Source organism: Kluyvera huaxiensis, assembly GCF_040149365.1.
Classification (GTDB): Bacteria; Pseudomonadota; Gammaproteobacteria; order Enterobacterales; family Enterobacteriaceae; genus Kluyvera; species Kluyvera intermedia_A.
This window is the reverse complement of record NZ_JBEFLV010000001.1, coordinates 291746-312711: the sequence shown is the minus strand read 5'-3', so window position 1 is coordinate 312711 and position 20966 is coordinate 291746. Positions and strand designations below refer to the sequence as shown.

Annotated in this window: 21 protein-coding genes; 13 read left to right on the top strand and 8 right to left on the bottom strand. The window is 52.6% G+C overall.

The window, feature by feature from the left end; translation table 11 throughout:
• Nucleotides 1-84: 84 nt before the first annotated feature.
• The gene (locus ABOC97_RS01505; RefSeq protein ID WP_349593184.1) at nucleotides 85-753 is read left to right on the top strand and encodes a MarC family NAAT transporter; all 669 of its coding nucleotides are present in this window, start codon (nucleotides 85-87) and stop codon (nucleotides 751-753) included.
• A gap of 51 nt (nucleotides 754-804) precedes the next feature.
• Here the strand turns inward: ABOC97_RS01505 and ABOC97_RS01500 are convergent, their stop codons facing one another.
• Nucleotides 805-2004, bottom strand: coding sequence for a sugar transporter (locus ABOC97_RS01500; protein WP_349593182.1), 1200 nt, complete (start codon nucleotides 2002-2004; stop codon nucleotides 805-807).
• A 201-nt stretch (nucleotides 2005-2205) separates the two neighbouring features.
• Between ABOC97_RS01500 and ABOC97_RS01495 the strand changes: the two genes are divergently transcribed.
• A complete protein-coding gene (locus tag ABOC97_RS01495) occupies nucleotides 2206-2994 on the top strand; it encodes a PhzF family phenazine biosynthesis protein (RefSeq protein ID WP_349593179.1) in 789 nt (262 codons plus the stop codon).
• 57 nt (nucleotides 2995-3051) lie between these two features.
• Here ABOC97_RS01495 and ABOC97_RS01490 read toward each other — a convergent pair whose 3' ends face one another.
• A complete protein-coding gene (locus ABOC97_RS01490; protein ID WP_349593177.1) occupies nucleotides 3052-3996 on the bottom strand; it encodes an L-lactate dehydrogenase in 945 nt (314 codons plus the stop codon).
• 151 nt (nucleotides 3997-4147) lie between these two features.
• Between ABOC97_RS01490 and ABOC97_RS01485 the strand changes: the two genes are divergently transcribed.
• Complete coding sequence (locus ABOC97_RS01485) at nucleotides 4148-4618, top strand: GNAT family N-acetyltransferase (RefSeq protein WP_349593174.1); 471 nt, start codon at nucleotides 4148-4150, stop codon at nucleotides 4616-4618.
• Here ABOC97_RS01485 and ptrR read toward each other — a convergent pair.
• Nucleotides 4581-5450, bottom strand: coding sequence for a putrescine utilization regulator PtrR (ptrR, locus tag ABOC97_RS01480; protein WP_349593171.1), 870 nt, complete (start codon nucleotides 5448-5450; stop codon nucleotides 4581-4583). The genes ABOC97_RS01485 and ptrR overlap by 38 nt on opposite strands.
• Before the next feature lie 103 nt (nucleotides 5451-5553).
• On the opposite strand from ptrR, the gene sad reads away from it, so the two are divergent.
• The 8 genes from sad to ABOC97_RS01440 all read left to right on the top strand — a co-directional run bounded on the left by sad (nucleotide 5554) and on the right by ABOC97_RS01440 (nucleotide 13273).
• Nucleotides 5554-6939 (top strand): succinate-semialdehyde dehydrogenase, encoded by a 1386-nt coding sequence (gene sad / locus ABOC97_RS01475; protein WP_349593168.1) that lies wholly within the window; start codon nucleotides 5554-5556, stop codon nucleotides 6937-6939.
• 70 nt (nucleotides 6940-7009) lie between these two features.
• Nucleotides 7010-7936 carry a glutaminase B gene (gene glsB / locus ABOC97_RS01470; protein WP_349593165.1) on the top strand — a complete coding sequence of 309 codons (927 nt, stop codon included), beginning with the start codon at nucleotides 7010-7012 and terminating at the stop codon, nucleotides 7934-7936.
• Nucleotides 7936-8301 carry a DUF4186 domain-containing protein gene (locus ABOC97_RS01465; RefSeq protein ID WP_349593162.1) on the top strand — a complete coding sequence of 122 codons (366 nt, stop codon included), beginning with the start codon at nucleotides 7936-7938 and terminating at the stop codon, nucleotides 8299-8301. The genes glsB and ABOC97_RS01465 overlap by 1 nt, the downstream gene beginning before the upstream one ends.
• A gap of 165 nt (nucleotides 8302-8466) precedes the next feature.
• Nucleotides 8467-9459 (top strand): sensor domain-containing diguanylate cyclase, encoded by a 993-nt coding sequence (locus tag ABOC97_RS01460; RefSeq protein ID WP_349593160.1) that lies wholly within the window; start codon nucleotides 8467-8469, stop codon nucleotides 9457-9459.
• A gap of 84 nt (nucleotides 9460-9543) precedes the next feature.
• Nucleotides 9544-10071 carry a GNAT family N-acetyltransferase gene (locus tag ABOC97_RS01455; protein WP_349593157.1) on the top strand — a complete coding sequence of 176 codons (528 nt, stop codon included), beginning with the start codon at nucleotides 9544-9546 and terminating at the stop codon, nucleotides 10069-10071.
• A 114-nt stretch (nucleotides 10072-10185) separates the two neighbouring features.
• The gene (locus ABOC97_RS01450; protein WP_349593154.1) at nucleotides 10186-11637 is read left to right on the top strand and encodes a tagaturonate reductase; all 1452 of its coding nucleotides are present in this window, start codon (nucleotides 10186-10188) and stop codon (nucleotides 11635-11637) included.
• A 268-nt stretch (nucleotides 11638-11905) separates the two neighbouring features.
• Nucleotides 11906-12820, top strand: a complete 915-nt coding sequence (locus ABOC97_RS01445) for a bestrophin family protein (RefSeq protein WP_265178961.1) — start codon at nucleotides 11906-11908, stop codon at nucleotides 12818-12820.
• A 12-nt stretch (nucleotides 12821-12832) separates the two neighbouring features.
• Nucleotides 12833-13273 (top strand): GNAT family N-acetyltransferase, encoded by a 441-nt coding sequence (locus tag ABOC97_RS01440; protein ID WP_349593151.1) that lies wholly within the window; start codon nucleotides 12833-12835, stop codon nucleotides 13271-13273.
• Nucleotides 13274-13572: 299 nt separating this feature from the next.
• Here ABOC97_RS01440 and ABOC97_RS01435 read toward each other — a convergent pair whose 3' ends face one another.
• Both ABOC97_RS01435 and ABOC97_RS01430 read right to left on the bottom strand, forming a co-directional pair.
• Nucleotides 13573-14538 carry a GlxA family transcriptional regulator gene (locus ABOC97_RS01435; protein WP_349593148.1) on the bottom strand — a complete coding sequence of 322 codons (966 nt, stop codon included), beginning with the start codon at nucleotides 14536-14538 and terminating at the stop codon, nucleotides 13573-13575.
• Between the two features lie 14 nt (nucleotides 14539-14552).
• A complete protein-coding gene (locus tag ABOC97_RS01430) occupies nucleotides 14553-15329 on the bottom strand; it encodes an MBL fold metallo-hydrolase (protein WP_349593145.1) in 777 nt (258 codons plus the stop codon).
• A 272-nt stretch (nucleotides 15330-15601) separates the two neighbouring features.
• Between ABOC97_RS01430 and ABOC97_RS01425 the strand changes: the two genes are divergently transcribed.
• Entirely contained in the window at nucleotides 15602-15952 is a 351-nt protein-coding gene (locus ABOC97_RS01425) for a hypothetical protein (protein ID WP_349593143.1), read from the top strand.
• Here the strand turns inward: ABOC97_RS01425 and ABOC97_RS01420 are convergent.
• Complete coding sequence (locus ABOC97_RS01420) at nucleotides 15949-16755, bottom strand: helix-turn-helix transcriptional regulator (protein WP_349593140.1); 807 nt, start codon at nucleotides 16753-16755, stop codon at nucleotides 15949-15951. The genes ABOC97_RS01425 and ABOC97_RS01420 overlap by 4 nt on opposite strands.
• A 106-nt stretch (nucleotides 16756-16861) precedes the next feature.
• Between ABOC97_RS01420 and cfa the strand changes: the two genes are divergently transcribed.
• Nucleotides 16862-18016, top strand: coding sequence for a cyclopropane fatty acyl phospholipid synthase (gene cfa / locus ABOC97_RS01415; protein WP_349593137.1), 1155 nt, complete (start codon nucleotides 16862-16864; stop codon nucleotides 18014-18016).
• Between the two features lie 82 nt (nucleotides 18017-18098).
• On the opposite strand, the gene ABOC97_RS01410 is transcribed toward cfa, so the two are convergent.
• Nucleotides 18099-19310 (bottom strand): amino acid permease, encoded by a 1212-nt coding sequence (locus ABOC97_RS01410; protein ID WP_349593532.1) that lies wholly within the window; start codon nucleotides 19308-19310, stop codon nucleotides 18099-18101.
• A gap of 328 nt (nucleotides 19311-19638) precedes the next feature.
• On the bottom strand, nucleotides 19639-20913 hold the full coding sequence (locus ABOC97_RS01405; protein ID WP_349593134.1) for a glycoside hydrolase family 10 protein: 1275 nt from the start codon (nucleotides 20911-20913) through the stop codon (nucleotides 19639-19641).
• Nucleotides 20914-20966: the final 53 nt, after the last annotated feature.

Here is a 20966-nt window from a genome sequence, read left to right as displayed (position 1 = left end):
GAGCGAAAGCTGCTGTGCTGAACGGCTAATGGCTGGCGTTGAGTGCATTTATTTCCATAAAACAGACAGGATTTTGGGATATCTATGAAGGAACTCTTTCAGGCAATTGGCCTTGGGCTGGTAGTGCTGCTGCCGCTGGCGAACCCGTTAACCACCGTTGCATTGTTCCTCGGACTTTCAGGGAACATGAATAGCGCGGAGCGTAATCGTCAGTCGATGATGGCGTCGATATACGTGTTTGCGATAATGATGGTGGCCTATTATGCGGGTCAGGTCGTGATGAATACTTTTGGGATATCGATACCCGGGTTACGTATTGCCGGGGGGCTGATTGTTGCCTTTATCGGTTTCCGGATGCTGTTCCCGCAGCAAAAGGCGCACGAGTCGCTGGAAGCGCAAAGTAAATCGGAAGAGTTAAAAGAAGAGCCGACCGCCAATATCGCCTTCGTTCCGCTGGCCATGCCGAGTACGGCGGGGCCGGGGACCATTGCGATGATCATCAGTTCGGCGTCAACGGTAAAGCACGGCGTCAACTTCCCTGAGTGGGTCGTACTGGTGGCTCCGCCTCTTATCTTCGCGCTGGTGGGGTTGATTCTGTGGGGCTGTTTGCGCAGTTCTGGCGCGATTATGCGGTTGGTCGGTAAAGGAGGGATTGAAGCGATTTCCCGACTGATGGGCTTCCTGCTGGTGTGTATGGGCGTGCAGTTTATTATTAACGGCGTGCTGGAAATTATCTCTACCTACCACGCCTGATTTGTTGCGGTGTTGCGTAGCCCTGGTGAGCAACGCAACACCGTGATGCGCTTAGTGCTGGTGTGACTGCTCTTCTAACGATGTCGCAGGCCAGCGGCGGAAAATCACTATCGACCAGATAAACGCTGCCAGCGCCGGTACTGCACCCACGTAGCCAATGACGGACATGGATAAATGGGTGCTTATCTGGCTGCCGAGCAGCGCGCCGGCACCAATCCCGATATTAAAGATCCCCGAGAATAACGACATCGCTACATCGGTCGCATCCGGTGCCAGCGCCAGGACTTTTACCTGCATCCCGAGGCCAATTACCATAATCGCAATCCCCCAGAAGATACTCAGCACCGCAAGATGACTGGCATCCCGTGCGGCGGGCAACAGCAGCAGTAAACAGGCCAGCAGTAGGCCAATCGCACTGCTAACCAGCCCGGAGGCATGTTTGTTGCCCAGCTTACCGAACAGCACGCTGCCGATAATCCCCGCACCGCCCAGCACCAGCAGCAGAATGGTCGCGAAATTACCGCTGAGTCCTGCCACGGTCTGAACAAACGGTTCAATGTAGCTGTAGGCGGTGTAATGCGCGGTGACTACCACCACGGTCAGCAGATAAATACCGATCAGCGCCGGGCGTCGGAACAGCAGCGGCAGGCTTTTCAACGAACCGGAATGCTCGCTTGGCAGGCGCGGAAGCAGTTTAACCAGCGCCAGCAGGGTAATCAGTGCGCCCACGCCGATGGCGAAGAAGGTGGTGCGCCAGCCGAAGTATTGGCCAACGATACGACCAAGCGGTATGCCGAAGACCATCGCCAGCGCGGTGCCGGTAGCCAGCAGACTCAACGCCTGGGCTCGTTTACCTGCCGGGGCCATACGAATGGCCAGTGAGGCGGTTATTGACCAGAACACCGCGTGGGCGAAGGCAATCCCGATACGGCTGGCAACCAGCACGGTAAAGTTCCACGCCAGGAACGACAGCACGTGGCTGGCGATAAATAGAACAAATAGCCCGATCAACAGCTTGCGCCGCTCCATCTGGCTGGTCAGCAGCATGAACGGCAGCGACATCAGTGCGACCACCCATGCGTAAATCGTCAGCATGATACCGACTTCAGCGGTTTGCATACCAAAGCTGTTGGCAATATCGGACAGCAGGCCGACGGGGACAAACTCAGTGGTGTTAAAGATAAAAGCGGCGATAGCCAGCGTGACCACCCGAAGCCACGCGATCCGACGAGAGACCGTGTTCGTTGTCATATAAATGCACCGGGAGCGTTAGATAAATGAGGAGATGGTCGATCTTAAAGCGATTGTTGCAGTGAATACAAACGTTTTGTGAGTTATCTCTCGTTTTTATATGTGTGTGACACTGTCACTAATAATCGTATTAAAGATACTTGTCGATGTTAATTTTTCGTGTCAGTTTGCTGTAAAGCACAGAGAAAAGCGGGGAGTGATATGCACGAAATTGATTTTTATATGGTTGATGCGTTTAGTCGCCACGCCTTTGGCGGTAATGCTGCGGCGGTCTGTATTCTGAACGACTGGCTGCCGGATGAAACAATGCAGCGCATGGCGCTGCAGCATAACCAGTCGGAAACCGCTTTTGTTGTTAAACAGCAAAGTGGTTTTGCGCTGCGCTGGTTTACCTCACGCAACGAAGTGAATCTCTGTGGCCATGCGACGCTAGCCAGTGCGCATGTCATATTTAACCATCTGCATTATCCTGATGAGCGCATTCATTTCGAGACGCTCTCCGGGCGTTTAACCGTTTCGCGCAAAGACGATTGGATGACGCTGGACTTCCCGGCCTGTCCGACTCAAGTGCTCACGCCACCGCCTGAAATGCTTCGGGCACTGGGAATTAACCACTATCTTAGCGCCCACAAGGGACGAGCCTGGGTGATTGAACTGGAAACCCGTCAGCAGGTTGAAGCGCTGAACCCGGATATTACGGCGATGACGCCGGTTGAACATAAAGTGTCGGTCACTGCCGCCGGTGACGGTGAGTATGATTTTGTCAGCCGCTTTTTCTCACCCGGTGAAGCGGTGTGGGAGGATCCGGTAACGGGCTCGGCGCATACCATGCTGATCCCATACTGGGGTGCGAAGTTGGGGAAAACCCAGATGCTGGCGCGGCAGGTCTCGGCACGCGGCGGCGATATTCGCTGTGAATGGTCCGGGGAGCGGGTATTGATGAGCGGAACGGCAAGAACCTATTTACAGGGCAAAGTCCTGCTGGATTAAGCGAATATCGGCTACGTAAAGTTTGCATGAAACGTAGCCGATGTCAGTTGCCATCGGCTACGGCAGTAGCCCAATGTTGGCTTTAATCACTTCAACGGAATGCAGAAACTTCTCCTGTTCATCCGCCGCGAGCTGGAGTTCAATCACCTGCTGCACGCCGTTTTGTGCCAGCACGGCTGGCACGCCAATCGCCACGCCGTCGACTCCATATTCCCCGTCAAGAATGCAGGAGATGGCCAGCGCGCGATGGCTGCCGGTGAAGACATTGCGACAAATTTCGGCGATGGTTCCGGCGATACCGTATTCGGTGCAGCCTTTTCCGGCATAAATCTCAAAGCCCAGCTTACGTACGCTGTCGGCCATGGCCTGACGATCGAGCTCTTTTCCAGTACGGCGCTGATAGACCTGCTCGATAGGCGAACCGTAAACCGAGGAATGCGACCATACCGGGAACTGCGTGTCGCCGTGTTCGCCGAGGATAAAGGCATCGATACTCTGCGCGCCGATATCCAGATCTTGCGCCAGCTTGCGGCGTAGGCGAGTGGTATCGAGCCACACGCCGGTGCCGATAACCTGATTACGCGGCAGGCCGGAGAGCTGCCACACCTGCCAGGTAATGATGTCGCACGGGTTGGTAGCGATAAGGAAGATGCCGTTAAAACCGCCTGCCATCATTTTCGGCACAATGCTGTGAACAATACGGGCGGTGCCGTGCAATTCATCGAGGCGCGTCTGGCCGGGTTTCAATGCGCCGCCGGAGACAGTGATGACCGCAATATCAACATCCGCACAATCGCTGGCGTCGCGACAAGAGATGGACATCATGCCGGGCATATAGGCTGCGGCATCGCTCAGATCCTGGGCGTGCGCTTCTGCGCGGGCTGTATTCAGATCGACCAGGATTAATTCTTCGCAAATATTCTGGTTGAGCAACGCATAGGCTGCAGATGCGCCGACGTTACCGGCGCCGATTATCATGACCTTACGGGCTTTGGTGTTCATGGATTTCCATTCGATGGGCAAATAACAGTGAATAAAGCTACTCGTTAACAAGCGGTTAGCGCAAGAGTCTGCGGCAATTATAAGTTAACGATCTGAGTTGATGAGCGGGCGAATGGTAGAGTGGATAAATAACAAAAAACCGGAGCCGCCTATGTACACTATCGCCGTTACGTCACCCGCTGATGCGGGAATTCACGCCCTCATTGCTGCGCTTGACCATTACCAAATGGCGCTTTATCCGCAGGAGAGTAATCATCTGGTGGATTTGTCGCAGCTGCCGCAGGAGCAACTGGTGCTGTTGGCTATTCGCCACGGTGAGCAGGCGATTGGCTGTGGGGCAATTGTTGTCGGTGAAGATGGCCGTGCGGAAATGAAGCGCGTGTACATTGATGACACGCATCGCGGGCAGCGGCTTGGCGAAAAATTGTTGGCTGAACTCGAGGCCGCAGCGTGGCAACGTGGTTGCCATACGCTGCAATTAGAAACGGGAATCCATCAGCCTGCGGCCATTCGACTGTATCAACGTTGTGGCTATGAAGTGTGTGACGCTTTTGCCCCGTACGCGCCCGATCCGCTCAGCGTCTTTATGACGAAAGCGCTGGCTCATCCAGTAACGCAATAAAGGCCTCCAACTGACGGCTCATCGCCCCGCGTCGCCACACCAGCCAGGTCGTCAACCAGCGCCATTTCTCTGCCAGCGGCCAGGCGGAGACCTGGTGGTGACCGGGCATACTTTCCAACATGCTACGTGGTATCAGCGCCAACCCTGCGCCTGCAATGACGCAGGCCAGCATGCCATGGTAGGACTCCATTTCGTGAATGCGCCCCGGTGTGGCTTTATCCGCATGAAACCAGCTTTCAAAATGACGGCGATAGGAGCAGTTGGCGCGAAACGCGTAGATACTCACCCCGTTCACTTCGCTGGCGCGGGTAACCGGCGGATGGCCGTGGGCGGCAACCAGCATCATCTCTTCCGGGTAGACCGGCATACCATCAAGTCCCGGATGCACCACTGGGCCATCGACAAACGCGGCGCTTAATCGACCTTCTAGCACGCCATCGGTCATGGTGCCGGAAGGGCCGGTCGCCAGATCGAACTGAATTCGCGGATAGCGTTGGTTATAGCGTGCCAGCGTCTGGGGTATACGCACCGCAGCGGTACTCTCCAGCGCACCGAGGGAGAACAAACCCTGCGGTTCATCGCCCGCTACCACCATCCGCGCTTCATCGACCAGCGCCAGGATCTGCTGGCTATAGCGTAGAAAACTGTGCCCGGCGGGAGAAAGACGCAGTCGCTGATTCTCGCGGATAAATAGCTCAACGCCGAGATCGGCCTCAAGCTGGCGAATTCGGGTCGTCAGGTTCGATGGCACGCGGTGCACCTTCTGAGCGGCCTGGGTAATACTGCCGGTCTGGGCGACGGCGTTGAACATCTCCAGCTGGGTTAAGTCCATGGTGTTCTCGTATCGTGAATGGTTTGGTTAATATTATTCAGTTTTCATAAATAGCAGAATAGGCGAGGATGTCATCACTGCGCAATTGACCCGGAGAGAAAAAATGAATTCACCTGCAACCCATGCTCTTTCTATTAACCCTGCTAACGGCGAAACCATCTCTTCGCTGCCGTGGGCAACGACTGCGGAAGTGGACATTGCCATTAGCCTGGCGGATACCGCGTTTCGCCAGTGGCGTAAGACTCCCGTTGCCCAGCGTGCCGATGCGCTGCGTGCCATTGGCCGAACACTGCGCGAACGTGCTGAAGAAATGGCGCAGTGTATTACCCGTGAAATGGGCAAACCGATAAACCAGGCGCGGGGTGAGGTCGCTAAGTCAGCGAATCTCTGTGATTGGTATGCGGAACACGGCCCAGCCATGCTGGCCACCGAAGCGACTCAGGTTGAAAACAACCAGGCCGTTATCGAGTATCGTCCGCTGGGGCCGGTGTTAGCCATTATGCCGTGGAACTTCCCGCTGTGGCAGGTCCTGCGCGGTGCGGTGCCGATTATGCTGGCGGGCAATAGCTATATTCTTAAGCATGCGCCTAACGTGATGGGCTGTGCGGCGCTGATCGGCGATATTATCGCGCAGGCGGGTGTCCCGGCCGGCGTCTTTAACTGGATCAATGCGACCAATGACGGCGTTTCGCAGGTAATCAACGATCCGCGCGTGGCGGCGGTGACGGTGACCGGTAGCGTGCGCGCCGGGAAAGCGATTGGTGCTCAGGCAGGGGCGGCGCTGAAGAAATGCGTGCTTGAACTGGGCGGTTCCGATCCGTTTATCGTCCTCAATGACGCGGACATTGATATGGCGGTGCAGGCGGCGGTTATTGGCCGTTATCAAAATACCGGGCAGGTATGTGCCGCGGCGAAGCGTTTTATCGTAGAAGCCGGGATTGCCGATGTCTTTACGCAGAAATTTGTGGCGGCGGCTAAGGCCCTAAAAATGGGCGACCCACGTGATGACGAGAACTATCTGGGGCCGATGGCGCGTTTTGATCTGCGCGATGAACTGCATGATCAGGTGATGGTCACCGTCAAAGAAGGTGCGACGCTGCTGCTTGGCGGTGAGAAACTCGCGGGGGACGGTAACTATTATCCGGCCACCGTATTGGCTAACGTGTTGTCAACCATGACCGCATTCCGCCAGGAGATGTTTGGCCCGGTGGCGGCTATCTCCGTTGCTCGTAACGCCGATCATGCGCTGGCTTTGGCAAACGACAGTGAATTTGGTCTATCCGCTACCGTCTTTACCGCAGATAGCGCTCAGGCGCAGCGTTTTGCCGATGAACTGGAATGCGGCGGGGTGTTCATCAATGGCTATAGCGCCAGCGATGCGCGAGTAGCGTTTGGTGGGGTGAAAAAGAGCGGCTTTGGTCGTGAACTGTCACATTTCGGCCTGCGTGAGTTTTGTAATGTGCAGACCGTGTGGAAGGATCGCCGCTAAGCCAAACGACGTGGCCACGGCACTCTGCTATACTCCCAGGCCGAAAATGGCCTGTGGGCAAGGAGCGTAAGTGGCTGCGGTTATCAATAATGCCATGCTGACGTCGATTCTTAACGACGTCCGGCCGTTGATTGGGCAAGGCAAAGTGGCGGACTACATTCCGGCACTGGCCTGCGTCAGCGGTAATAAACTGGGGATCGCTATCAGCACCGTCGATGGGCAGCACTTTTGCGCCGGCGATGCGAACGAGCGGTTCTCTATTCAGTCGATATCAAAAGTCCTCAGTCTGGTGGTGGCGATGAACCATTATCAGGCTGAAGAGATCTGGTCACGGGTGGGGAAAGATCCCTCCGGTCAGCCGTTTAACTCCCTTTTGCAGCTTGAAATAGAACAGGGCATTCCGCGTAACCCGTTTATTAACGCCGGGGCGTTGGTGGTCTGCGATATGTTGCAAGGGCGATTAAGTGCGCCGCGTCAGCGTATGCTTGAAATCGTTCGCAAACTTAGCGGCGTGCCGGATATTGGTTACGATCTGCAGGTCGCGCGTTCGGAATTTGAGCATTCGGCCCGTAATGCGGCCATTGCCTGGCTGATGAAATCTTTCGGTAACTTCCATCACGATGTCGCGACCGTGTTGCAAAACTACTTCCATTATTGCGCGCTGAAGATGAGCTGCGTGGAGCTGGCGCAGACCTTTTTGTTCCTGGCAAACCAGGGGCAGGCGGCGCATCTGGATAAACCGGTCGTTTCACCGATGCAGACGAGACAGATTAATGCGCTGATGGCTACCAGTGGCATGTATCAGAACGCCGGGGAATTTGCCTGGCGCGTCGGGCTACCGGCGAAATCTGGTGTCGGCGGTGGGGTGGTGGCGATTGTACCGCACGAAATGGCGATTGCCGTGTGGAGCCCGGAACTGGATGAAACCGGGAACTCGCTGGCGGGTGTGGCGGTACTGGAAAAACTCACGCAGCAAATAGGACGTTCGGTTTACTGATGGATAGGCTAGACATTTTGTTCTCGCGTCTACAGCGCTCGCCTTTTCGCAGCCGTTTTCGGCTTGGCGTGAAGGAGCGGCAGTACTGTCTGGATAAAGGCGCAGAGGTGATTGACCGCCATGCGGCTGATTTTGTTGCCGGGCGTCTGGCTCCGGCATTGCCAAATAATGATGGTAAGCAGACGCCGATGCGCGGTCATCCGGTGTTTATTGCCCAGCATGCGACGGCGACCTGCTGTCGCGGTTGCCTGGAAAAATGGCATCAAATCCCGCAAGGACAGGCACTCAGTGACGGGCAACAGCAATATATTGTTCGCGTTATCCATCACTGGCTGGTCATTCAAATGAACAAAACTGAGAAGTAACATTTTTAAGTTTAATCTGAAAAGCTATCTATTTTGATAGCTTGCTCAGACGAACGTTGCTCAATATGATAGGCCGGGCGACGTATCGGAATAAATTGTGTTATGAATGGTTTTGGCAAACTAATTACGAATAATGGGGTAACAGGCACCCGGTTTGTCAGACGAATGTATCTGATGCGGATCCTGGGCACCTTTCTCTGCTTTCTTCCTATTTTATCTGTGCTTCTTGAACGCCAGCAGCCGCTGTTTTTACAGGTGCTGTTGGGTATCAACGCATTTGTCTGGCCAACGATGGCATACCGGCGCGCACGTCGCTCACCAATGCCCCGGCAGGTCGAGCAACAAAATCTGCTCATTGACGCGGTCGTCGGCGGCTTCTGGATTGCCATGATAGCGTGTAACCCACTGCCGTCGATAACGATCGCCACGATCCTGATGACGGATAGACTCTCGGCGGGCGGTGTGTCGTTGATGCGTAAAGCGGCGGGAATGATGCTGGCAGGATTTGCCGTGAGTTGGGTGCTCACGGGGATGCCGTTTGATGCCTACGTCTCTCAGCGTACCATGCTGGCGACGCTGCCGCTGATTTCGCTCTACGTCCTGGCGCTCAGTTTTCTCACCGACAGTATTGCGGTGAAGCTGCGACTTAAAAGCCAGGAGCTGGAACGCATTGCCATGCTTGACCCGCTATTAGATATCGCTAATCGACGCCTGCTGGAGCAGCGTATCTCCTGGGAGCTTATTCGTCTTAAGCAACAATGCGGGCATTCGTTGCTGATGTTTATTGATCTTGATAATTTTAAAGAAGTTAACGATCGGTTTGGGCATAAAGTCGGCGACGGAATGCTTAAGACCGTGTCGCAGATTTTGCAGATGGCGACCCGTCCATCGGATACGCCTGCCCGATTGGGGGGCGATGAATTTGTGATCCTGCTTCCTAATACGTCACGGGAAGAAGGGCGGGCCATTGCTCAACGTATTATGGATGCCACGGCGGTAGTGACTGAGCGTCCGGATCATCAACAAACATTAACGCTAAGTATTGGTATTGCCGATGCGCTGCCGGAAATGCAGGAAGTGACGGATTGGTTGCAGGCGGCGGATAATGCGCTCTATGAGGCCAAACGGCGCGGTAAAAATCAGATCTTCGTCCACTAAGTCATATGAAAATACAATGACGCAGCTTATTGTGTTATCAAAAGGTTAACGTGATAGTGGTTTTTCTATTTATAGGGGAAGACCATGCACACATCTTTTACGTTACATACTTTTTCAGACGCTGAAATTATTTCCCATCTCGATGCGCTAACGGAAGTGCTGTCTAACTGCGTTAATGGCGGCGCGTCGGTTAGTTTCATGCTGCCTTTCACGGCAGAAACCGCTCAGGCTTTCTGGCGCCGCACGGCGATAAGCGTTGCTCGCGGCGAGCGGGTGCTGCTGGTGGCAAAAAACGCCGAGCAGCGTGTCGTCGGTACGGTCCAACTCATTACCGATCAGCCGGAGAATCAACCCCATCGTGCAGATGTCGCCAAGCTGTTGGTTCATGAATGTGCACGCCGTAGCGGCATTGCCCGAGCGCTAATGCAGCGGCTGGAACAGGTGGCGATTGATGCGCAGAAAACGGTGCTGGTGCTGGATACGGCGACCGGGAGCGGCGCTGAGTATTTCTATCAACAATGCGGCTGGCAGAAAGTCGGGGAAATCCCGCGTTACGCCCTGATGCCGGACGGTGAACTGACGGCTACCTCAATTTTTTACAAATTTTTATAGACTCGCTATTTATTCTCTCACTTTTGATCAAAACACGGTTTCATAAGTGGAAAACCTGATAAGTTATTACACCAATTGAGCAGGCTGTATGACTAATCCAGAAAGGAACCCATTGTGAAAACACTGAACCGCCATGATTTCCCCGGTGCCCAATACCCTGAGCGTATTATCCAGTTTGGCGAAGGAAACTTCCTGCGTGCGTTCGTTGACTGGCAGATCGATCTGCTGAACGAACACACCGACCTGAATTCCGGGGTGGTCATCGTGCGCCCAATCGCCAGCGACTTCCCGCCGTCGCTCAGTACTCAGGATGGCCTATACACGACAATTATTCGTGGCTTGAATGAGAAGGGCGAAGCGGTGAGCGATGCTCGCCTGATCCGTTCCGTAAACCGTGAAATCAGTGCCTACAGTGACTACGATGCGTTCCTGAAGCTCGCGCATAATCCAGATATGCGTTTTGTTTTCTCCAACACCACCGAAGCCGGTATCAGCTATCACGCGGGCGACAAGTTTGATGATGCGCCAGCGGTAAGTTACCCGGCAAAACTGACTCGCCTGCTGTTCGAACGTTTTAGCCACTTCAATGGGGCGGCGGATAAAGGCTGGGTTATCATTCCTTGTGAGTTGATTGATTATAACGGTGAAGCGCTGCACGAACTGGTTGTACGCTACGCGCAAGAGTGGGCGCTGCCGGCAGAATTCATGACTTGGCTGAATGAATCTAACGCCTTCTGCTCTACGCTGGTGGACCGTATCGTCACCGGTTATCCGCGCGATGAAGCGGCTAACCTGGAAGCGGAGCTGGGTTATAAAGATGGCTTCCTCGATACCGCCGAGCACTTCTATCTGTTCGTGATTCAGGGACCAAAATCTCTGGCCAGCGAACTGCGTCTCGATAAACTGGCGCTGAATGTGCTGATTGTTGACGACATCAAGCCGTATAAAGAACGTAAAGTCGCGATTCTGAACGGAGCACATACCGCGCTGGTACCGGTCGCGTTCCAGTCCGGTATTGATACCGTGGGCGAGGCCATGAACGATGCTGAAATCTGTGCCTTCGTTGAGAAAGCGATCTACCAGGAAATCATTCCAGTGTTAGATCTGCCAAAAGATGAGCTGGAGTCCTTCGCCAGTGCGGTAACGGGGCGCTTCCGTAACCCGTACATTAAGCACCAGCTGCTGTCGATTTCGCTGAACGGGATGACTAAATTCCGTACCCGTATTCTCCCGCAGCTGCTGGCAGGGCAGAAGGCAAGCGGCAAACTGCCAGCTCGTCTGACGTTTGCGCTGGCGGCGCTGATCGCTTTCTATCGCGGTGAACGTAACGGTGAGACTTATCCGGTACAGGATGATGCGCACTGGATTGAGAGCTATCAAAAACTGTGGGCGCAGCATCGTGATCAGCAGATCGGCACCGCGGAGCTGGTGAAAGCGGTACTGTCAGTCAGCGATCACTGGGAGCAAGATCTTACACAAGTTTCAGGATTGGTCGAACAGGTTTCTGCCGATCTTGACGCTATCCTGACCCAAGGGATGCGTAAAGCCGTTCAGCCGCTGTGCTAATCATGCGGTAACGCGACTTAACCCGGCTCTGGCCGGGTTTTTTGTTGGTTTATCGCTCAATGCAGGCCCGTTTAATATCCATAACGTGCGATACATTAGTTACAACATACATTGTGTGTTTGATGTTATCCCTATGAAGCACCGTGCAAAAACATAAAGTCTGGCATCAAAAGAGGGCGGTCAGAATACCATCTCTACCGGTTGCTCGCTTGAATACATGACGAAGATCACGTTTAATATACAAATTGTTAACCAGATTGAAAAAAACATGATCGTCCGTCCTCACCAGCACTGGCTGGCCCGTATTTTCGTTTGGCACGGTTCCGTGCTGCCAAAAATCTTCTCGCGTTTGCTACTCAATTTCCTGTTGTCCATCGTTGTCATCCTGATTCTGCCCTGGTATTCATCATTGGGATTCAAGCTGACCGTCGCGCCATTCAGTATTCTTGGCGTGGCGATTGCCATTTTCCTCGGTTTTCGTAACAACGCCTGCTATGCGCGCTACGTTGAGGCGAGACAGCTATGGGGACAGTTGATGATTGCCTCGCGCTCACTACTGCGAGAAGTGAAAAACACGCTGCATAATGACCCCCAGCTTGCGGAGTTTGTCGGGTTACAAATCGCCTTTGCCCATTGCTTGCGCCTGACTCTTCGCCGCCAGCCGACCCGAGCGGTGCTGGCTCAGTATCTCAGTGAAGAACATTTGGCACAGGTGATGGCCGCGCAGTCGCCGGCGAATCGTCTTTTGCTGATTATGGGAGATTGGCTGGCGCAGCGACGTCGGGAAGGGGAACTGTCGGATATTTTGTACCACAGCTTAAATATCCGCCTGAATGATATGTCGATTGTGCTCGCGGGCTGTGAGCGTATTGCCAATACGCCGGTACCGTTCGCCTATTCGTTGATTCTGCACCGTACCGTGTATCTGTTCTGCATCATGCTGCCATTTGCCCTGGTGGTGGATCTGCACTACATGACGCCCTTTATCTCAGTGCTGATTTCGTACACCTTTATCTCGTTAGATACGCTGGCGGAAGAGCTTGAAGAACCCTTCGGTATGGAAAATAATGATTTGCCGCTGGATGCTATCTGTAACGCCATCGAGATCGATTTGCTGCAAATGAATGATACGCCGCAGATACCCCCCCGGATTACCGTCGACAAGTACTATCAATTAACCTAAGAAGGTGATGACGTGAGCGTGATTTTTCGTTCTATCCAGGTTGAGGATAAGGCGCAGTGGTTAGCGCTATGGCAAGGATACACGGCCTTTTATGAGAGCCAGATTCCGGATAATGTCACGGAATATACCTGGAAAAGAATCCACGATCCGGCTTCATCCATGTTTTGTCGGGTGGCGGTTGTTGATGGCTTGGTGGCGGGCTTTGCGCTGTGCGTGCTGCATGAAGGAACCTGGGTGACGGCGCCTATCTGCTATCTGGAAGACTTGTATGTCGACCCGGCGTTTCGCGGCAAGGGCGTTGCTCGCCAGTTAATACAATTCGTGCTAACTGAAGCGAAAGAGCAGGGATGGTCGCGTTTCTACTGGCATACTCGTATTCATAACCCTGCTCGTAAGCTTTATGATGAGTTTGTCGCTGCCGATGATTTCGTTCGCTACAGTGTGACGCTCTAATCGCGATGTGTGGAATAAATCATTAAGGTTTTCCGTGTTTAATGGTTGTACCGACATAGGGAGAATCAAAATGGATAAGAGAATCGAGACGGCTGTAAACGTTATTGTGTTTATTTCGCTGTTTGCAACCGCCTGGGATTTATCGCTGGTACAAGCGTTCAGCTGGTAAGCGAGACCAACACATCTTATCGGGCGCTGGCACCTGCTGCGCCCTTGACCAATAGGCCAACTCCCCAGTAATCAACGGCTTTTCGGCCTATTACCCACAAGGTTGTGCACCGTTTCTGTGGATAACATTTTTATCCATTTCTCGCAGCCATACTTCCCTGGAACGTTCTTCGCCACTCCAGTGGGCTCACGCCCAGTTTTTCGCGGAAAATTTGCCGAAAAGTGACCGATGACTGAAAACCTGACTTCTCGGCTACTCGTTCAATGGAGAGTGTGCTGGTTTCGAGCAACACCTGGCTGCGGCGTAAACGCTCGGTCGTTATCCATTCACCTATCGACATCCCGGTCGCTTTTTGGAAATGGCGAGTTAGCGTGCGACGGCTCATGGCGGCCTGTTGGGCGAGTGAATCGATATTATGCGGCAGCTCCAGATTGGCTTGTAAATACTCGAGCAACTGATTGATACGATTATCGCCGGTATGGTGCGGCACCACCTGTTCAATGTACTGCGCCTGGCCGCCTTCGCGATACGGCGGTGTGACCATCCTGCGCGCTATTTGATTGGCGACGCTGGCACCAAATCGCTGGCGAATCACATACAGACAGCAGTCCAGCGCGGCGGCAGTACCGGCTGAGGTAATGAGCCCGTCATCATCGGTATAGAGTACATTGACATCGAGAGTGATTTGCGGGAAAAGGCGCTGGAAGGATTTTTCGTACTCCCAGTGGGTGGCGGCGCGCCGGTTGTCGAGTATGCCAGTATAGGCGAGCGCAAAAGTCCCCAGGCACAGTCCAACCAGCGTAGCGCCATTTTCGCGAGCCTTAAGCAACGCATCGAGTAGCGCCGGAGAGGGTTTTTCATCCACGTGCCGCCAGAAAGGGACAATCACGATTTCACACTGTGCCAGCGTGGTGAAATCGTGGGTGGCCTGTACCGCCGTTCCTTCCTGTGACCACACCAGGCCCGGTTCCTCGGCGCAAATATAGCGCGTAAAACGCGGCTGCCCTCCGGCGTTTGCGCCAAACAGAATCAGCGGTACCGAAAAGTGAAAGGTGCTGAAACCTTCGCTAGCAACGATCGCAACCGTGGTAGGCATACCGCTATTCTCCGTTAAAACGTGACGCTGTCACCGTCATCTGGTGCGCTAACAAATGACTGTATTTCATTATCTTGTGCATATTGCAGCAGTGCCTGGCGGGTGACTAAGCAGTGGTTAACCGCCTCCATATGGGTGGCCACAATTTGCGCCTGCGGCACAATATTGTGCGCTTTCAGCACATCCTCTTTGCCAAAGATTATCGGCCCAAACCCGAGCAGGTGCGCCCATCCGGTATTCATAATCACCACGCCGGGCTGGTAATGGCGCATATTATCAGCCACGCCATCAATCCAGATAGAGTCGCCGACGAGGTACAGCGTTTTTTCTGCGGGATGCTGAAATATCACTCCGCACGCGTCACCGAGCCGTTCGGCTAATTCGGCTATGGCGTAGGCATCATCTGAACCGTGCTGGCCGTCGGTTTTTATCAGCGTAATGTCTTCGAAATGGCTGTTGGCTGAAAGCTGACGCAACTGCGTAAATCCCTGGGCCCGTAAAATAGCTTCATCGCTATCATTTTGTACATAAATCAACATCGATTTCGGGATAAGTGCGGCCGCCGCTTCGTCCCAGTGATCCGGGTGAGTGTGGGTCACAATGATGGCGTCAATATCCAGCAAGGTGTCGATACTTACCGGCAGATCGACCATCGGGTTGCGAATTTGCGAACGTGCACTGCCGCTAAAACCAGGGGAAGCCCCTTTTTTCGCCAGCATTGGGTCGATAAGGAAGCGTTTACCGGCGTAGGTGATTAACTGAGTCGCGTTACGAATTTGGGTGATTTTCATGGCGGGGATCCTGTGTATCCGTTATCTGATAACAACAGTATGCGGGAAAGGCGTTTTTTCGCCGCTGGCCAAAAGACAACTTTCGATGTTATTGGGCCAATTTGTATTTCACGCGGCTGAAATGATGCCATTAAGGCATAGTTATCATGAAAAATGAGTATCAACAATGGCAGTGAAAGCCATAGACAGTGGCGTTAATTTGTATTTATCATACAAATTAAATAAGCCATAGCGCGTTCGCGTGTTACTCATTCACTTGTGGGTCTTTAATTATGTCTGCAGAAGTTAACGCTCTGATAATGCTGGCACAGCTCAATGAATCTAAAGGTTTTTTTCGCCGCGCATTGTGTATCTGGCAGGAAATTTCTACCAGCGTTCTCGCCAATAGAGAACAATGTCGAATGGCGTGGGATAAAATCAATGTTTGCCACCTTCAGCTACAAATGAAATCAACGCGAGAAGTGGTGTCCAATGATTCCAGAAAACAGGATGTTGAGCGCGACAAAATAAAAATCCAGCAGCTTCTTATGCAGGGGTATAGCATTAAGGAGATTCAACTGATGACGGGCAGATCGAGCGCATTCATTTATAAATATAATCCGCAAGGTAAGGCTGTTCATTAATAGCTCGATGGCGGGACACCGAATGCCTGGCGAAATGCGTAGCTAAAAGCAGCGGTGCTGGAATAACCGACCTCGAGCGCAACGGCGGTAACGTTCTTATTCTTTTTCAGAATCATCACAGATTCGAGAATACGCATTTTCTGTTTCCAGGCGCTAAAAGGCATTCCGGTTTCTTTTTTGAAGTGACGGGAAAAAGTACGGGCTGACATCCCTAGATGGCTGGCCCAGTCTTCCATTGCATGTTCCAGACCAGGCGATTCCTGGATGGTTCGGCAAACCTTCATCAACGCTGCGTTTTGCGGCCATGGCAGCATCAGTTCCACTTCCGGCAGTTGCAAAATCACATCCAGCAATACGCTGACCAATTTTCCCTCTTTACCCGTGATATCGAAGCGATCTGGCGTGTTGGTGGTAGCATAATGGATAAATTCGCGCACAAAATCGCTGATTGCCACCACTTTACATTCATCAATAGGCGCCGGTAAAAAGTCGGGCTCAATATCCAGATTTTCCAGATACACGTCATCCAACGCCCATACGGCATGACTGGTGTTATGCGGGATCCAGATTCCGTAATGAGCCGGAATCACCCAGCATTTTCCCGCCACATCAATACGCATACTTCCTTTACGCGCGAAGTGAAACTGGGCAAATGCATGACTGTGCTGGTCGACATGATTGTTGGCCGCTAGCACATAGGAGCGAAAATAGACCGACTGCGGCAGCTCCTTCATTGAGTCGTCGGGCGAGGAGATCCAGCGTTTTGCCTGTGTGGTAGTGAAAGAAGGGCAATCGTCCATCATTATGACGTCTATTCGATAAATATTGTCCTCACATCATAATACATACCATAGCGTTATCAATAATAATCTTACACAGAAAATACTGACTCAAATATGGATAGGGATCATGGCCACGGTTTGCTCAGACGTAATAAGTGTTAATGAATTAAACGATAACTGGTCTCGAATGGGTAACGATCTACTCCGTCAGGCTGATATTAAGATTAACGGGTCGCGGCCATGGGATATTCAGGTACACCACGCCGATTTTTTCAAACGCGTATTTCAGCAGGGCTCGCTAGGATTGGGCGAAAGCTATATGGAAGGGTGGTGGGATTGTGAACGCCTCGACATATTATTCTATAAGATTCTTAAGGCAAAACTAGATAAACAAATGCCCGGCAATCTGAAAGATATTTTACGCATTGCCAGCGCCCGTTTGTTTAATCTGCAATCCCGCAGTCGCTCGTGGATTGTCGGGAAAGAGCATTACGATATTGGTAACGATCTGTTTACCCTGATGCTCGACCCGCATATGCAATATTCCTGCGGTTACTGGAAAGAAGCGCAGACGTTAGAAGATGCGCAGAATGCGAAACTTAAAATGATTTGTGAAAAACTGCAGCTGCAGCCTGGCATGCAGCTTTTGGATATCGGCTGCGGTTGGGGCGGGCTCGCCGCCTATGCGGCACGCAATTATGGTGTCAGTGTAGATGGCGTCACCATTTCGCGAGAGCAGCAAAAATTGGCCCAGCAACATTGTGAGGGGCTGGACGTTTCGATTTTGCTGCAGGACTATCGCGATCTGACCAAAACGTACGATCGCATTGTTTCAGTTGGGATGTTTGAGCACGTCGGGCCAAAAAATTACGACACCTATTTCAGCGTTGTCGACCGTTGCCTCAAACCGAACGGCATCTTTTTACTGCATACCATTGGCAGTAATGAAACCGGGGTGAATGTTGACCCGTGGATCAATAAATACATCTTCCCGAACGGCTGCCTGCCGTCTATCAGGCAGATAGCCAATGTCAGTGAATCGCGGCTCATCATGGAAGACTGGCATAACTTTGGCAGCGATTATGACAAAACGCTAATGGCATGGCATAAGCGGTTCAACACGGCCTGGCCCGCGCTGGCCCCGCATTACAGCACCCATTTTCGCCGGATGTTTAACTACTATCTGTGTGCTTGTGCAGGGGCGTTTCGCGCACGTGATATCGAGCTATGGCAGGTGTTATTCAGCCGTGGTGCTGAAGGTGGGATGTACGTTTATCGCTAGCCAAAATGGGCCGACGCCGGAGATTGCCCGGTATCTGCAGTCAGAAAAACAACGCCGGTATTCACCGGCGTTGTTATGTTGCTTAAAACATGGAATAGAGCAATGCCGACACGGTCAGAATTCCGCTTATCATCACCAGCACGGAGGTAGGGCCTCGCAGCGGTTGTAACGCGGGGCGAGTAAAGATTAGCCAGGTTGGAATAATAAACAGGAAAATCGCGATTAGTGGTCCGCAGACGGTTTCAATCATATTGATAACATCCGGGTTTATATAAACCACAAGGGATGTGACAATAAACATCAGTACCGAAATAACTAATTTAATACGCTGAATGTGGCTGGCACGCTGTATTTTAAACAGGTCAGTCGCCAATACGTTAAAGGTTTCGGCAACCGGCATCGAAATGCCTAAAAATGACTTAGTCATCCCCAGAATAGCAATAAACGGTGCCAGATAGAGGATCGCGCTCATACCGCCGTGACCGCCAATCACCGACAGCACGTTCAGGTTTTGCGCTTTCGCCATCTCAAACGTTTCACGCGGCGTGCTCAAAATACAGCTCAGCACGAAGAAGATAATGCTGAAGAAAATAAGCGCATAGGCACGGCGAATTACTCGTACGGACTGATTCTCACCGCCATGTCCTGGTTCACGATACCAGGAGGCCAGCGCCGGGATGAGTGGGGCGGAACACAGTGAGAAAGCAATCAGCGGCAAGGTTAACCACACATCTTTCAACGAACTGCTCATCGACGACGATTGCGTCTGCTGCCAGGCGCTGGAAATATTGTTGAAATTCCATGCCGGGATTTGCGAAGCCGCAATCACGATAATGGCAATCGCGAACGGCAGAGCCAGCGCACTCAGGGTGCTGACGACTTTGTCACGCCCTTTGCTGAGGACAAGATGCAGAATGAGCAGCACTGCGAGCGTCAGGCTCGCCCGGTTTATACCGGTAATATGCAGACGCTCAATCAGAAAATGGCTCAACGCGTTGATTAAGGAAACCGCATACACCAGCGTGACCGGATAATGCGCCACGCAGAAGAACAGTTTCATCGCCTGGCGGCCTTTGGCACCAAAGAAAGATCCAAACAGCGGCAGCGTTTGATCGGCCTGGTCGTGTTCTTGCTGGTCGCGCATAAAGACGCGGCAAATCAACACGTGCGGGACCAGCGCTAGCGGAATGGCGAGTAGGAGTAGCATAAGAAAGATCAGCGGGCCGCGCGTTCCAATTTCTACCGGTAGAAACAGCGTGCCTGCTCCAACCGTTGCGCCATAAACACCCATCATCCAGATGGTATCTTTTGAGGTCCATTGAGGACGGGATATCGCTGTTTCTTTAATCATAATACTCATAAATATCGAATATAACGCGAACGTTAATAGTGAGTTATTAGGGGTAACTTAAAAAAGAAAGATGAATAGTGGGGTAAACCCTATTATTATTTGCAGCAAACACGCCTTGTTTTCGATACTACTGGCTGTTCTGCGCGGGCGGCAAGCAGTTTTTGGAAATATCCGGAAATTAATAGATATTCACAATGATGTTTCACATCGTTGTAACGTATTTCCTCAACAGGAAAAGAATCGGTGACGATTCACCGATTCTTGCTATCAATTAATTACCCCAACGATCTTTGAGATAATTCACCGCATCCTGCGTTTGCGGTTGCTCGAGGTATCCCTCACGGAACAGGATTGTACCGTTGATGTTTGAGGCCGACTCGTTCAGGTCTATCTGCTTTTTCAGCTCCGGTACGCCGCCTTCGATAGTCCAGTCAGGTTCATTTTTTGACGGCTCACCCACTTTGTACAGCGCAATACCAATATAGAGTCGCGTATTGGTTGGCTTCACGACGTCGGCCCACCATTTCGCCAGCACATCATAGCGGGCAGCATCGCGGGCAAAAGGCCAGTAAAGCTGCGGAGCAATGTAGTCCAGCAAACCCTGCTGCACCCACTGACGGGTATCCGCATAAGATTCATCGTAAGCCGCCGCGCCGCGAGTGTCAGAACCCGCAGGGTCATGCGAGCGGTTACGCCAGACGCCGGCCGGGCTAACGCCAAATTCTACGTTTGGATTCAGCTGTTTAATCGTACGCGATACCTGAGCTATCAACTGCTGGGTATTGCTGCGACGCCAGTCTGCTTTCGAGGCAAAACCCTGGCCATATTGATTGAAGGTGGCATTGTCGTTAAGCGCAGAACTACGGGTTTCGGTATAGAAATAATCGTCAAACTGCACGCCGTCGACAGGATACCGCGACACCACTTCCGCCACGATGCTGGTTATCCAGTCGCGCGCCGCCGGGATACCGGGGTCGACCACAAAACGGTCGCCGGCGGTACGGATCCAGTCTCGATGCAGAACGTAGACGCTAGGCGGTGACTGCGACAGAGTGCTATTGAGCGCGGCAATTGTCGATGGTTTGATATTCACCGAGACCCGGTAAGGGTTGAACCAGGCGTGGACCTTCATACCGCGCTTGTGGGCTTCATCCAGCACAAACTGCAGCGGATCATAGCCCGGATACTGGCCGATGTTGCCCGTCATCATATCTGACCACGGCAGAATATCGGACTGCCACAGCGCGGTACCATCCGGCTTGACCTGGAAAAAGATAGTATTGATGCCAAGGCTCTTGAGGTTATCGAGCTTTGCTCGCATCGCCGCTTGCTGCTGGTTAATGCGCAGTGTGTCGCTGCCGGCATTTATTGAGCTTATCGGCGGCCAGTCAAGACGCGACACGGTGGTTAACCAGACGCCACGCATCGGTTCATTACTGTGCTGGGTTTTGCCCGGGGTGGAGGTGGACGGTGATTTAACCGGAGTCTTTGAGTCGCAGCTGGCCAACAAAAGCGCGGCGATAATCAACGCGCTGGCCTTTTTCATGTTTGACATGCGAGAAAAACTAAAAGAACTGAGAGTCATAGGTGCCGTTGTTC

What these genes read in the sequence shown, in the direction of transcription:
- ABOC97_RS01505 (WP_349593184.1), top strand. Translation starts at nt 85, where the DNA reads ATGAAGGAACTCTTTCAGGCAATTGGCCTTGGGCTGGTAGTGCTGCTG.
- ABOC97_RS01500 (WP_349593182.1), bottom strand. Translation starts at nt 2,004, where the DNA reads ATGACAACGAACACGGTCTCTCGTCGGATCGCGTGGCTTCGGGTGGTC.
- ABOC97_RS01495 (WP_349593179.1), top strand. Translation starts at nt 2,206, where the DNA reads ATGCACGAAATTGATTTTTATATGGTTGATGCGTTTAGTCGCCACGCC.
- ABOC97_RS01490 (WP_349593177.1), bottom strand. Translation starts at nt 3,996, where the DNA reads ATGAACACCAAAGCCCGTAAGGTCATGATAATCGGCGCCGGTAACGTC.
- ABOC97_RS01485 (WP_349593174.1), top strand. Translation starts at nt 4,148, where the DNA reads ATGTACACTATCGCCGTTACGTCACCCGCTGATGCGGGAATTCACGCC.
- ptrR (WP_349593171.1), bottom strand. Translation starts at nt 5,450, where the DNA reads ATGGACTTAACCCAGCTGGAGATGTTCAACGCCGTCGCCCAGACCGGC.
- sad (WP_349593168.1), top strand. Translation starts at nt 5,554, where the DNA reads ATGAATTCACCTGCAACCCATGCTCTTTCTATTAACCCTGCTAACGGC.
- ABOC97_RS01465 (WP_349593162.1), top strand. Translation starts at nt 7,936, where the DNA reads ATGGATAGGCTAGACATTTTGTTCTCGCGTCTACAGCGCTCGCCTTTT.
- ABOC97_RS01460 (WP_349593160.1), top strand. Translation starts at nt 8,467, where the DNA reads ATGTATCTGATGCGGATCCTGGGCACCTTTCTCTGCTTTCTTCCTATT.
- ABOC97_RS01455 (WP_349593157.1), top strand. Translation starts at nt 9,544, where the DNA reads ATGCACACATCTTTTACGTTACATACTTTTTCAGACGCTGAAATTATT.
- ABOC97_RS01445 (WP_265178961.1), top strand. Translation starts at nt 11,906, where the DNA reads ATGATCGTCCGTCCTCACCAGCACTGGCTGGCCCGTATTTTCGTTTGG.
- ABOC97_RS01435 (WP_349593148.1), bottom strand. Translation starts at nt 14,538, where the DNA reads ATGCCTACCACGGTTGCGATCGTTGCTAGCGAAGGTTTCAGCACCTTT.
- ABOC97_RS01430 (WP_349593145.1), bottom strand. Translation starts at nt 15,329, where the DNA reads ATGAAAATCACCCAAATTCGTAACGCGACTCAGTTAATCACCTACGCC.
- ABOC97_RS01425 (WP_349593143.1), top strand. Translation starts at nt 15,602, where the DNA reads ATGTCTGCAGAAGTTAACGCTCTGATAATGCTGGCACAGCTCAATGAA.
- ABOC97_RS01420 (WP_349593140.1), bottom strand. Translation starts at nt 16,755, where the DNA reads ATGATGGACGATTGCCCTTCTTTCACTACCACACAGGCAAAACGCTGG.
- cfa (WP_349593137.1), top strand. Translation starts at nt 16,862, where the DNA reads ATGGCCACGGTTTGCTCAGACGTAATAAGTGTTAATGAATTAAACGAT.
- ABOC97_RS01410 (WP_349593532.1), bottom strand. Translation starts at nt 19,310, where the DNA reads ATGATGGGTGTTTATGGCGCAACGGTTGGAGCAGGCACGCTGTTTCTA.
- ABOC97_RS01405 (WP_349593134.1), bottom strand. Translation starts at nt 20,913, where the DNA reads ATGAAAAAGGCCAGCGCGTTGATTATCGCCGCGCTTTTGTTGGCCAGC.